10 protein-coding genes are annotated in these 11,644 nt (G+C 66.8%); 5 read left to right on the top strand and 5 right to left on the bottom strand.

Going from position 1 to position 11,644, the window contains the following annotated elements:
- Positions 1–24: 24 nt before the first annotated feature.
- The 4 genes from FHT19_RS16210 to wrbA all read right to left on the bottom strand — a co-directional run bounded on the left by FHT19_RS16210 (position 25) and on the right by wrbA (position 2,737).
- Positions 25–945: a carbon-nitrogen hydrolase family protein gene (locus FHT19_RS16210; RefSeq protein WP_168556680.1), complete on the bottom strand. Its 921-nt coding sequence runs from the start codon at positions 943–945 to the stop codon at positions 25–27.
- Between the two features lie 10 nt (positions 946–955).
- Positions 956–1,546: a GNAT family N-acetyltransferase gene (locus tag FHT19_RS16205; protein ID WP_169475933.1), complete on the bottom strand. Its 591-nt coding sequence runs from the start codon at positions 1,544–1,546 to the stop codon at positions 956–958.
- Positions 1,543–1,956: a ketosteroid isomerase-related protein gene (locus FHT19_RS16200; protein WP_168556678.1), complete on the bottom strand. Its 414-nt coding sequence runs from the start codon at positions 1,954–1,956 to the stop codon at positions 1,543–1,545. The genes FHT19_RS16205 and FHT19_RS16200 overlap by 4 nt, the downstream gene beginning before the upstream one ends.
- A 181-nt stretch (positions 1,957–2,137) precedes the next feature.
- Positions 2,138–2,737 carry an NAD(P)H:quinone oxidoreductase gene (gene wrbA / locus FHT19_RS16195; protein WP_169475932.1) on the bottom strand — a complete coding sequence of 200 codons (600 nt, stop codon included), beginning with the start codon at positions 2,735–2,737 and terminating at the stop codon, positions 2,138–2,140.
- Between the two features lie 298 nt (positions 2,738–3,035).
- Between wrbA and purC the strand changes: the two genes are divergently transcribed.
- The 5 genes from purC (at position 3,036) to purQ (ending at position 9,692) form a co-directional block, all read left to right on the top strand.
- Positions 3,036–3,818 carry a phosphoribosylaminoimidazolesuccinocarboxamide synthase gene (gene purC, locus FHT19_RS16190; RefSeq protein ID WP_168556676.1) on the top strand — a complete coding sequence of 261 codons (783 nt, stop codon included), beginning with the start codon at positions 3,036–3,038 and terminating at the stop codon, positions 3,816–3,818.
- 197 nt (positions 3,819–4,015) lie between these two features.
- Positions 4,016–5,773: a GGDEF domain-containing phosphodiesterase gene (locus FHT19_RS16185; RefSeq protein ID WP_169475931.1), complete on the top strand. Its 1,758-nt coding sequence runs from the start codon at positions 4,016–4,018 to the stop codon at positions 5,771–5,773.
- Between the two features lie 40 nt (positions 5,774–5,813).
- Entirely contained in the window at positions 5,814–8,693 is a 2,880-nt protein-coding gene (locus FHT19_RS16180; RefSeq protein ID WP_169475930.1) for an insulinase family protein, read from the top strand.
- A gap of 82 nt (positions 8,694–8,775) precedes the next feature.
- Positions 8,776–9,012: a phosphoribosylformylglycinamidine synthase subunit PurS gene (gene purS / locus FHT19_RS16175; protein ID WP_168556673.1), complete on the top strand. Its 237-nt coding sequence runs from the start codon at positions 8,776–8,778 to the stop codon at positions 9,010–9,012.
- Positions 9,012–9,692, top strand: a complete 681-nt coding sequence (gene purQ, locus FHT19_RS16170) for a phosphoribosylformylglycinamidine synthase subunit PurQ (protein ID WP_169475929.1) — start codon at positions 9,012–9,014, stop codon at positions 9,690–9,692. Before purS ends, purQ begins: the two co-directional genes overlap by 1 nt.
- 127 nt (positions 9,693–9,819) lie before the next feature.
- On the opposite strand, the gene glmS is transcribed toward purQ, so the two are convergent.
- Entirely contained in the window at positions 9,820–11,643 is a 1,824-nt protein-coding gene (gene glmS / locus FHT19_RS16165; RefSeq protein WP_169475928.1) for a glutamine--fructose-6-phosphate transaminase (isomerizing), read from the bottom strand.
- Between the last annotated feature and the right edge of the window lies 1 nt (position 11,644).

Genomic DNA, 11,644 nt, shown 5'->3' with positions numbered 1-11,644 from the left:
CATAAAATCAACGTTTCCGTTGCGTTACACGCTTCCGCCAAGCGGCACGATCGCCACCGCGGGCAATGGCGCTGCACCGGGCTGCTCGGTCCAATGCGCCACGGTGAGGACGCCACCTTCGCAGCGCAGCGCATCCACGTGGGCGGTGTCGATCGTGGCATAGACCCATTGGCCCACGCCCTCTTCGCCCAGCGCCAGCACGCCATCGGCCGGCATGCCGCCGCCGGCGGGCGCTGCATCGGGCGGGCCATAGATGCCCGCCGCACCCCGGTTGACGTCCACGGCGGGAGACCATGCCGCGTCGCCCACGGTGGGCGATTGCACCACGAAGCATTGCCCTTCCAGCGCGCGGGCCTGGCTGCCCAGTCGTACGCGCCAATAGCCATGCAGCGTATCGGTGCAGCTGGGCACCAGCAGCACTTGCGCGCCCGCTTCCACCGCGGCGCGGGCCAGCAGCGGAAATTCGCTGTCATAGCAGATCGTGATCGCCAGCCGGCCCAGGGCGGTATCGAACACGCGCAGGGCGTCGCCACCCGTGATGAACCACTCCTCGCGCTCGAACCGGGTCATGATCAGCTTGTCTTGCGTGGCCATGGCGCCATCGGGGGCGAACAGGCGCGCGGCATTGCGTGACCGGCCATCGCCATCGCGGCGCGGTGCGCTGGCAGCCAGGATATGCACGCCATGGGCCTGCGCCAGCCGCGCGTGCAGCGCATCGACGCGGGGCAAGAGCGCCGAAACCGTGTCGATCGAACCGGCCAGGTCACCCATGGTCGCCGGATCAAGGCTGGCGAGTTCCATCGCGCCATATTCGGGAAAGACCAGCAGCGCCGCGCCGGCGGCCACGGCCTCTTCCACCCAGGCGGTCAGCTTGGCTTCATAAGCCGCCCAATCGGCCAGGCGATCGATCGGATATTGTGCGGCGGCAACGGTGAAACGCGGCATGGGGCGCCTTTTATGACAGATGCTTGAGCCAGTATTGCATGGGCTTTGGGGTTTCCTGCGCCGCGCCATGCTCTTTCCACGCCAGCTGCGTGACGAGGCCGGGGATCAGCGCATAGCCGCGACCCTGCCAGAAGGCATCGAGCGGACGATAGCCCGCCGGGCGCGCGGGATGATCGGCGCTGCGAATCACGGCGGCAAAGCAGGCCGTCTGCGCCCCGGCGGCGCGGGCAGCCTCTTCGCGGTGATCGAAAAAGGCATGGCCGATGCCGGCGCCGCGATATTCGGGCAGCAGCACGCTTTCCCCGAAATAGAACAGACTTGCCGTGTCAATGCCGCGCGCTTCGAACGGAGCGCGAAATTCCGCCTTCTGGTGCAACATCGGCGCGGCCGTTGCCGCCCCGACGATGCGAGCGCCATCGAACGCGGCCACCAGCACGGCACCGGGCGCGGCGGCATATTCGGCCAGATAGCGCGCCTCATATTCCCGATCCCCATCATAGAGATAGGGCCAGGCCGCAAAGACCGCGATGCGCAAGCGCGCCAGATCATCGAGCGCGGCCGTCACTTCCGCGCCGCTCAGCGGGCGGATGGCAACGCTCATTCGCCCACCACTTGTGCCGTCCAGTCGGCCAGGTTGTAATACATCGTCAGGCGGGTGATCTTGCCGCCGTCCACCGCCAGGAAGGCACCGGCCGGCAGGACATAGGTTTGCCCCTGGGCTTCGGGCAGGCCTTCGTCGGTGGCAAGATAGCTGCCATGGACGACGAATTCGGCCGCCGCGCGGGTGCCGTCCTCGTTGGCCATCAGCACGATGTCTTCGAGGCGCTCCTTGTAGCAGCGCTCCATGTGGCCAAGGAACGTGGCAAAGGTGTCCTTGCCCACCTGGCGGCTGCCCTGGTTGATATCGTGGGCAACATCTTCGGCCAGGCACGCCAGCATGCCGTCCCAATCCCCGGCGTTGAAAGCGGCGTAATAGGTTTCCAGCAGGGCAAGCGTGGCGGCGCGCGACATCAGGCGGGTCTCCGTAAGTCCGTGGGGCGAAGCGTTGTCGCGCCCTGCGCTAGCCGATCGGACCGGGCGCCGCCACATACCGTTTTGGCATGCTGTATTGCCCATATGCAATGAAGCGGCGCAGGACGGGCCTGCACCGCTTGCATCATTGCGCGTGCCTGTCGGTTTCAGGCGATGCGCATCAACCGAACAGCTTGTTGGCCGTGTTGGCCACCCGGCGGCCCAGATAGCGCGCGCCATCCAGTTCGATCTCGCTGGGCTGGCGGCTGCCATCGCCACCAGCAATGGTGGTGGCACCATAAGGCGCGCCACCATGCACGGCATCAAGCGTGAGCTGGCCCTGGAAGCCATAGTCGAGGCCCACGATGGTCATGCCGAAGTGCAGCAGGTTGGTCAGGATCGAGAAAAGCGTGGTTTCCTGGCCGCCATGCTGGCTGGCGGTGGAGGTGAACGCCGCGCCGACCTTGCCGTTGAGCGCGCCCCTGGCCCACAGGCCACCGGCCTGGTCGAGGAATGCCGCCATCTGCGAGCTGATCCGGCCAAAGCGCGTGCCGGTGCCCACGATGATGGCGTCGTATTCGGCCAGTTCGGCAACCGTTGCCACCGGGGCAGCCTGGTCCAGCTTGAAATGAGCAGCCTGCGCCACTTCGAGCGGGGCGGTTTCGGGAACGCGCTTCACGTCCACCGTGGCGCCGGTTTCGCGGGCGCCTTCGGCAATGGCATTGGCCATCGTTTCGATGTGGCCATAGCTGGAATAATAGAGAACCAGAACCTTGCTCATCACACGTCATCCTTGGGCAGAGAGGGATACCTTGGTGGCGAAGCCGGGGCGGCCCCGCCGTGATGCCCGCCTTGTGCAGCCAGGGCGGCTTTCAAGATAGGGCGATAAGATTGCATCAAATGTTCCAGAACGCCGAACGCTTTGCCAGCGTTTGCGTTTCCCCGCGTTTTCGCATATGGGCGGGTGGGAATGCCCCGGCCCACACGATGCAGTCGCCTCGCGACTCCCTCGTCTGCCGGGGTTTATTGTTTTTCCATGGGGGCGGGCCGATCGCCCCCGCCGTGCAGGAAGAAGCCGCATGTCGCGTCGCCGCCAGATCTACGAAGGCAAGGCCAAGATCCTTTACGAAGGCCCCGAGCCAGGCACTCTCATCCAGTACTTCAAGGATGATGCCACCGCGTTCAACGCGCAGAAGCGCGGAACGATCAACGGCAAGGGCGTGATCAACAACCGCATCAGCGAGTATGTGTTCACGCGCCTGGCGCACATCGGCATTCCCACGCACTTCATCCGCCGGCTCAACATGCGCGAGCAGCTGGTGCGCCAGGTGGAAATCGTGCCGATCGAGGTGGTGGTGCGCAACGTGGCCGCCGGTTCGATTTCCAAGCGGCTGGGCATTGCCGAGGGCGAGCCCCTGCCCCACACCCTGATCGAATACTACTACAAGGACGATGCGCTGGGCGACCCGATGGTGGCCGAAGAGCACATCGCCTGCTTCGGCTGGGCCAGCAACGAGGAAATGCAGGACATTTCCGCGATGGCGATCCGCGTGAACGATTTCCTGTGCGGGATGTTCGCCTCGATCAACATCCGCCTGGTGGACTTCAAGCTGGAATTCGGCCGCATCTGGGATGGCGACTATAGCCGCGTGATCCTGGCCGACGAAATCAGCCCCGACGGTTGCCGCCTGTGGGACATGGTCACCGGCGAAAAGCTGGACAAGGACCGTTTCCGCCGCGACCTGGGTGGCGAGGAAGAAGCCTACCAGGAAGTGGCGCGCCGCCTGGGCTTGCTCGACAACGACGGGCCGAGCGAAGTGCTGGACCTGGGCGCGCACCGCAAGCTGCGCACCAAGAAGTAAGCAGGGCGCCCGCCAGGGCCGCCAAGACGCGATGAAAAAGGTGGGGCCGGCGAAGCAATTCGCCGGCCCTTTCGCATGCCCGCGCCCCGGCGCGGGATGGCGGATTTTTCCCTAATGCCTTGTGCGTTGCACTGCGCATGATCGCCTGATCCATATCTTAGCCGTGTGCCGCGCAGATTGCCGGCCATGGTGAAACCGTGCCTTCATGCCACCACTGCCAGCCCAAGGCCGGCATCTGCCGCGCCGCGCACGGTACGGCCGGGCCACATGGCTGGCTGAGCGCCATGTTGCGCCTGCCCGGCCGAAATGACCCGCCGCGTGCGGCCGCCGTGCCCACCGGCAGCCTGCGCACCCGCATCGCGTTGACCGGGGTGCTGGTGCCGGTGGCGCTGGTGCTGGCAATGGTGGCGATCAACGGCATTTCGCTGGCCGGAATCCTGCTGATCCTGGCCGGGCTGTCGCTGGCATTGTGGCTGACGCGCGATCTGGTCGCGGCGATTGCCGGCCCGCTGCAGGCGCTTTCCGAAGCGAGCGAGCGCTATGCCAAGGGCGAGGCAGCCCGCCTTTCCGAGGAAGGCGACGCGGAACTGGCCGATATTGCCCGCCGGTTCAACGCCATGGTCGATGCCGTGGACGAGCGCGAGCGGCGCATCGTCCACACCGCGTTGCACGACGGGCTGACCGGCCTGCCCAATCGCAGCTTCTTTGCCGAAAAGCTCGATCGCGCGATTGCCCGCCAGCATGCCGAACATCGCACGCTGGTGGCGTTCATCGACCTTGATGATTTCAAGCTGATCAACGACACGCTGGGCCATCCCACCGGCGACATGCTGCTGCGCGAGGCCGGCCTGCGGCTGCAACGGCAATTCCCCGATGCAATGATCGCGCGGTTCGGTGGCGACGAGTTCGGCCTGCTGATTTCGGGCCTGCCACCCGATCAGGATTGCACCGCCATTGCCCGCATGCTGCATGCCCAGGTCAACAGCCCGATCTTGCTGGGCGAGCGACTCGTGCCGCTGAGCGCCAGTTTCGGCATGGCGATCGGGCCGGAAGACGGAGCGGATGGCAACGCGCTGCTGCGCGCCGCAGACCTGGCGCTCTATCGCGCCAAGGACGAGGGCAAGGGCACCTATCACTTCTTCGAAGCCAGCCTGGACGAGCGCGTACGCCAGCGCCGCCGGATGGAGGAAGACCTGGCCCAGGCCCTGCGCAGCGGCGAATTCACCCTGGCGTTCCAACCGACCTTCAGCCTGCAACATCGCCGGATCGTGGCATGCGAAGCGCTGCTGCGCTGGAACCATCACACGAACGGGCCGATTTCCCCCGCCCAGTTCGTGCCGCTGGCCGAGGAATGCGGGCTGATCATGCCGATCGGCGAATGGGTGATCCGCGAGGCCTGTGCCCAGGCGGCCACCTGGCCCGGCGAGATCGCCGTGTCGGTCAACCTTTCCGGGCGCCAGTTCGCCCATCCCGCGCTGCTGCCCACGCTGGTCCAGGCGCTCGCCGCTGCCAAGCTGCCGCCACACCGGCTTGAACTGGAACTGACCGAGCGCGTGCTGGCCGCCAATGCCGAGCGTAGCCAGGCGACGCTGGCCACGCTGCGCCAGTTGGGCGTGCGTATCGCGCTCGATGATTTCGGCATGGGCTATTCCTCGCTCCACCACTTGCGCAGCTTTCCGGTGGACACCTTCAAGATCGACGGCAATTTTGTGCGCAACTTGCGCGGGGATCGCGGCGCCCAGGCCATCGTGCGGTCGATCACCACGCTGGCCGGCGCGCTGGGCATCGAAACGCTGGCCGAAGGGGTGGAACTGGCCGACGACCTTGACCTGCTGGCGCAGCAAGGGTGCAACCTCGCGCAAGGCTATGCCATCAGCCCGCCCTTGCCGGCGGCAGAACTGGCCGCCCTGCTCGCCGCACAACACGCCGGAACAGAGCGCCGCGCCGCACGATAAGCGCTTGCCGCCGCACAAGGAGCGGGGCAAACGCAAGGCAATGACCCGCCATCGCCCGGCCGCGCCCCGCCTCCTGCCCCTTGTTGCCGCACTGTTGTTGAGCGCCTGCGCCGGCCTGGGCCATGGTCCGGCCGCGGCGCCGCCAACCCATGTGGCCGCAGCGCCCACTTGGGTGTTCGAGAAATCCGACCTCGCGCCTGATCCCCGCTTCCGCTTTGGCCGGCTGCCCAACGGCATGCGCACGATCATCGTGCCAAACGCCACGCCCAAGGGCACCGTGCAGGTGCGGCTGGACGTGGCCACCGGATCGCTGGACGAAACGGCGAGCGAGCGCGGGTTTGCCCATTTCGTGGAACACATGGCGTTCAACGGGAGCACCCATGTGCCCGAAGGCGAAATGGTGCGCCTGCTCGAACGCAAGGGGCTGGCCTTTGGCGCGGATACCAACGCGCAGACCAGCTTCGAGCAGACCACCTATATGCTCGACCTGCCGCGCGCCGACGACGACCTGGTCGATACCGCGCTGATGCTGATGCGCGAAACGGCCAGCGAGCTGACGTTTTCGCCCGAGGCGGTGGCGCGCGAGCGCGGGGTGGTGCTGTCGGAACTGCGCGACGGGCAAGGCTATGCGCTGGACAATTTCCAGGACCAGTTGGCGTTCTTCTATCCCAAGGCGACGTATCCCAAGCGGCTGCCGATCGGCACCGTGCAGACGATCGACGCGGCCACCGCGCAAAGCCTCAAGCAATTCTGGCAAGCCCATTATGTGCCGGAGAAGACCACGCTGGTGGTGATCGGGGACGTGGATCCCGACAAAGTGACCGCCGCGATCGCCCGGCGCTTTGGCGATTGGCAGGCGGCGCCTGCCCCGGCCCGGCCCGGCCAGGGCAAAGTCTTGCCCCATCAGCGCGGGCAGACCGAAATCTGGATCAATCCGGCGCTGGCCGAGCGGTTGACCGTGGCGCGCCATGGCCCCTGGACCGACGAGCCCGACACCATCGCCATGCGGCGCGAGAACCTGCTGCGCCAGATCGGCTATGGCATCGTCAACCGCCGCTTCCAGAGCCTGTCGCGCCGGGTCGATGCACCGTTTCGCGGCGCCGGGTTCGGCACCAGCGACGTGTTCAAGATCGGCCGCACCACCAACCTGATCGTCGATACCGTCGATGGCGGCTGGGCCCGCGGCCTGGCTGCCGCCGGCACCGTGTGGCGCGAGGCGCTGGCCAAGGGCTTTACCCAGGCCGAAGTGGACGAGCAGGTGGCAAACCTGCGCACCGGCATCGAGAATGCCGCCGCCGGCGAAGCCACGCGCAACAATGCCACGCTGGTCAGCCTGGCGCTGTCGCTGCTGCACGACGACATGGTGCCGACCACGCCGAGCAGCGGCCTGGCACGCTTCAACGCCTTTGCCCCCACGATCACGCCGGCCAGCGTGCTCGCCGCCTTGAAGCGAGAGGCGGTGCCGCTGGACCAACCGCTGATCCGGTTCCAGGGACGCAAGACCCCGGCGGGCGGCGCCAAGGCGCTGCGCCACACCTGGCAGGCCGCGATGGCAGCGCCGCTGGACGAGGGGAAAGCCGCGCCGGCCGACACCTTTGGCTATACCGATTTCGGCACGCCGGGCACCGTGGTGGCCGACAGCACCGATGCCACGCTCGGCATCCGCCGCATCCGCTTTGCCAACGGCGTGATGCTCAATATCAAGCGCACCGCGCTGGAGGCAGACCGCATCCATGTGCGCGCGGCGCTGGACGGCGGGGAGATGCTGGAAACGCGCGACAATCCCATGGCGGTAGACCTGGCCTCCAGCCTGCCCGCCGGCGGTCTTGGTCGCTATAGCCAGGACCAGTTGCAGACGATGCTGGCCGGCCATGCGGTGGGCACCAGCTTCGGCGCCAATGGCGATACCTTTGGCGCGGGCGGCACCACCACGGCGCGCGACCTGCTGCTGCAATTGCAGCTGATGGCCGCCTATCTCACCGATCCCGGCTATCGGCCCGAGGCGGAAGAACTGTTTCACCAGGGCATGGCCAATTACTTTGCGCGGCGCGATGCCACGCCGGGATCGGCGCTTTCGGCGGCGCTCGGCGGGATTCTCTCGGGCGGTGATCCGCGCTTTACCCTGCAATCGCCGCAGGCCTATCAGCAGCTTGGCTTTGCCCAGTTGAAGCCGGTGCTGAAAGAGCCGCTGGCCCGTGGCGCGCTGGAAATCGCGCTGGTGGGCGATGTGAACGAGGCCACCGCGATTGCCGACGTGGCGCGCACGTTTGGCGCCCTGCCCCCGCGCGAAGCGACGTTCCGGGCTTGGCAGGAAGCGCGCCAGCGCCGATTTGCCGCGCAGCCCGGCGTGCAGGTCGTGCGCCACAAGGGGCCGGCCAACCAGGCGATCGTGCGCATGGTATGGCCCACCACCGACGATCGCGACCCGGTGCAAACCCTCACCATGGATCTGGTGGAGCAAGTGGCCGGCATCGAAGTGATCGATACCGTGCGCGAAAAGCTGGGCAAGGCCTATTCCCCCAGCGCATCGAGCGACATGTCGCAAGTGTGGACGGGCTGGGGCACCTTCACGCTCCAGGCCTCGGTCAACGTGGCAGACATTGCCGCCACCCATGCCGCCCTGGCGCAGACCATGGCCGATCTGGCCGCCCATCCGATCGACGCCGACGTGCTGGAACGCGCGCGCGCGCCGATGCTGGAGCGGCTGGACAACGCCTTGAAAGGCAATGGCGGCTGGCTGGCCCTGGCGGCGCGCGCGCAATCGCGGCCCGATCGCATTGCCCGGTTCCAGGCCGCCCGCGCACGCCTGGCCGCCCTGACCGTGGCCGACGTGCAGGCAGCGGCCAAGGCCTGGCTCACGCCAGACAAAGCCGTGACGGTGCTGGTGTTGCCCGATGGCGTGGCCGTGCCCAAGCTCTAGGCAAGGCTTGCCCTTGGCGCCGGACGGGGGCATAGGCGGCCCCGAGTCCCAAACAGCCTATTTTGCGAAAGGCCCACCGCCGATGAAGGTCCGCGTCCATGTCAGCCTCAAGAACGGGGTGCTCGATCCGCAGGGTCGCGCCATCCACCATGCGCTGGAAGGGCTGGGCTTTGCCGGCGTGAAGGACGTGCGCGCCGGACGCCTGTTCGAACTGGACGTGGCCGATGACACCAGCGACGAAGCGCTGGACGATATGTGCCGCAAGCTGCTCGCCAACATGGTCATCGAAAACTATCGCATCGAGAAGGTTGCCGCCTGATGCCGTTCACCTCTGCCGTCATCACCTTTCCGGGCTCGAATTGCGACCGCGACATGGCCGTGGCGGTGGAAGAGGTCTGCGGCGGCACTGTCCACCGCGTGTGGCATGGCGATGCCAGCCTGCCCGAAGGCCTTGATTTCATCGCCGTGCCGGGCGGCTTTTCCTATGGCGACTATCTGCGCTCGGGCGCGATGGCCGCGCGTTCGCCGATCATGCAGGCCGTGGTCGAGGCCGCCGGGCGCGGCGTGCCGGTGCTGGGTGTGTGCAACGGCTTCCAGATCCTGACCGAAGCAGGGCTGCTGCCCGGTGCGCTGATGCGCAATGCCGGCATCCGTTTCGTCTGCCGCGAAGTGCCGCTCAAGGTGGAAAACAGCCAGTCGCTGTTCACCCAGCGCTATTTCAAGGACCAGGTGATCACCATTCCGGTGGCGCACCATGACGGCAACTATTTCGCCGATGCCGAAACGCTCGACCGCCTGGAAGGCGAAGGCCGCGTGGCGTTCCGCTATGCCGAGCCGGTCAACGGTTCGCAGCGCGACATTGCCGGCGTGCTCAACGAAGCGGGCAACGTGCTGGGCATGATGCCGCACCCCGAACGCATGATTGAAGCAGCGCAGGGCGGCAGCGATGGGCGCAAGCTGTTCGAAGGCGTGCTGGCGGGGTTGAACGTTTCGGCTTGAGCCGACATCCCCTCCCCTAACCCCTCCTGCAGGCGGGAGGGGATTTGCAGAAGGCCCCTGCTTTGCGGGGGTCTTTTTTGCTCCCCTCCCGCGTGCGGGAGGGGCTGGGGGAGGGCGTGTTAGATGATCACTCCACCGTCACGCTCTTGGCCAGGTTGCGCGGCTGGTCCACGTCCGTCCCCTTGGCCACGGCGACGTGATAGGCCAGCAATTGCACCGGCACGGCATAGACCAGCGGGGCGATCAGCGGGTGGACCTTGGGCATCTCGATCGTGGCAAGGCAGCCCTCGCCCGCTTCGGCCAGGCCTTCGGCGTCGGAGATCAGCACGATCTTGCCGCCGCGCGCGCGCACTTCCTGCATGTTGGACACGGTCTTTTCGAACAGCGGGCCGGACGGGGCGAGCACGATCACCGGCACCGCTTCGTCGATCAGCGCGATGGGGCCATGCTTCATTTCGCCCGACGCGTATCCTTCCGCGTGGATATAGCTGATTTCCTTGAGCTTGAGCGCGCCTTCCAGCGCCAGCGGATAGTCCGGCCCACGGCCCAGATAAAGCACGTCACGCGCGGGCGCGATCAGCGGCGCCATCGCGGCGATTTCCTCGTCATGCGAGAGCGCGGCATTGAGCGCGGCGGGCGTTTCGGCCAGCTGGTTGACGATCACCGCCTCTTCCTCGCGCGTGAGGCGGCCACGCTTGACCGCCAGGTGCGCGGCGAGCGCGGCGAGCACGGCCAGCTGGCAGGTGAACGCCTTGGTGGACGCCACGCCGATTTCCGGCCCGGCATGGGTGGGCAGCAGCAGGTCCGCCTCGCGCGCCATCGAACTGGTCGGCACGTTGACGACCACGGCAATGGTCTGCCCCGCCGCCTTGCAATGGCGCAGCGCCGCCAGGGTATCTGCCGTTTCGCCCGATTGCGAAATGAACAGCGCCAGGCCGCCCGGCTCCAGCACGGGGTCGCGATAGCGGAATTCGCTGGCCACATCGATGTCCACCGGCAGGCGGGCGAACTGCTCGAACCAGTATTTCGCCACCATCCCAGCGTAATAGCTGGTGCCGCAGGCCACGATGGTCACGCGGTTGATGCTGGCCAGGTCAAAATCGATCTGCGGCAGCGAGACGGTCTGTTCCACCCGGCGCAGGTAAGAGCGCAGGGTTTGTGCGACCACGATCGGCTGCTCGAAGATCTCCTTCTGCATGAAGTGGCGATAGTTGCCCTTCTCGATCGCGGCGGCCGTGGCGCCCGAGGCGACGACGGCGCGTTGCACGGGATTGTTGTCCACGTCGAACACCTCGATGCCGTCGCGGCGCACGATCACCCAGTCGCCTTCTTCCAGGTACGACACCTTCTGCGTCAACGGCGCGAGCGCCAGCGCGTCGGACCCGAGATAGGTTTCGCCCTCGCCAAAGCCGACGACCAGCGGCGAACCCAGCCGCGCGCCGATCAGCAGGTCGGGATGCTGGCGGAACGCGATGGCGAGCGCAAAGGCGCCGCGCAGTTGCGGCAGCACGGCCTTGACCGCCTCGGCCGGAGACTTGCCCGCTTCCACCTGTTCGGAAACCAGGTGGGCGACCACTTCGGTATCGGTCTCGCTTTCGAACCTGCGGCCGCGCGCGATCAGCGCCTCACGCAAGGGGCGGAAGTTCTCGATGATGCCGTTGTGCACCAGCGCCACTTCGCTTGTCGCATGGGGGTGGGCGTTGCTGGTGGTGGGCGCGCCGTGGGTGGCCCAGCGGGTGTGGGCAATGCCGATCAGGCCCGGCGCGGGGTTGCCGGCCAGTTCCTTGACCAGGTTGCCCAGCTTGCCCTCGGCCCGGCGGCGCACGAGTTGCCCGTCGAACACGGTGCAGACCCCGGCGCTGTCATAGCCGCGATATTCCATGCGGCGCAGGCCGTCGACCAGCCGGTCTGCCACTTCATCCTTGCCGACGATTCCGATAATTCCGCACATC

It is taken from the genome of Novosphingobium sp. SG919, from assembly GCF_012932495.1.
GTDB lineage: Bacteria > Pseudomonadota > Alphaproteobacteria > Sphingomonadales > Sphingomonadaceae > Novosphingobium > Novosphingobium rhizosphaerae.
Note: the sequence above shows the minus strand (reverse complement) of the source record. Positions and strands in the feature narration are given on the sequence as shown.

Coding starts and splice junctions, on each gene's coding strand:
- FHT19_RS16210 (WP_168556680.1), bottom strand. CDS start 945: ATGCCGCGTTTCACCGTTGCCGCCGCACAATATCCGATCGATCGCCTG.
- FHT19_RS16205 (WP_169475933.1), bottom strand. CDS start 1,546: ATGAGCGTTGCCATCCGCCCGCTGAGCGGCGCGGAAGTGACGGCCGCG.
- FHT19_RS16200 (WP_168556678.1), bottom strand. CDS start 1,956: ATGTCGCGCGCCGCCACGCTTGCCCTGCTGGAAACCTATTACGCCGCT.
- wrbA (WP_169475932.1), bottom strand. CDS start 2,737: ATGAGCAAGGTTCTGGTTCTCTATTATTCCAGCTATGGCCACATCGAA.
- purC (WP_168556676.1), top strand. CDS start 3,036: ATGTCGCGTCGCCGCCAGATCTACGAAGGCAAGGCCAAGATCCTTTAC.
- FHT19_RS16180 (WP_169475930.1), top strand. CDS start 5,814: ATGACCCGCCATCGCCCGGCCGCGCCCCGCCTCCTGCCCCTTGTTGCC.
- purS (WP_168556673.1), top strand. CDS start 8,776: ATGAAGGTCCGCGTCCATGTCAGCCTCAAGAACGGGGTGCTCGATCCG.
- purQ (WP_169475929.1), top strand. CDS start 9,012: ATGCCGTTCACCTCTGCCGTCATCACCTTTCCGGGCTCGAATTGCGAC.
- glmS (WP_169475928.1), bottom strand. CDS start 11,643: ATGTGCGGAATTATCGGAATCGTCGGCAAGGATGAAGTGGCAGACCGG.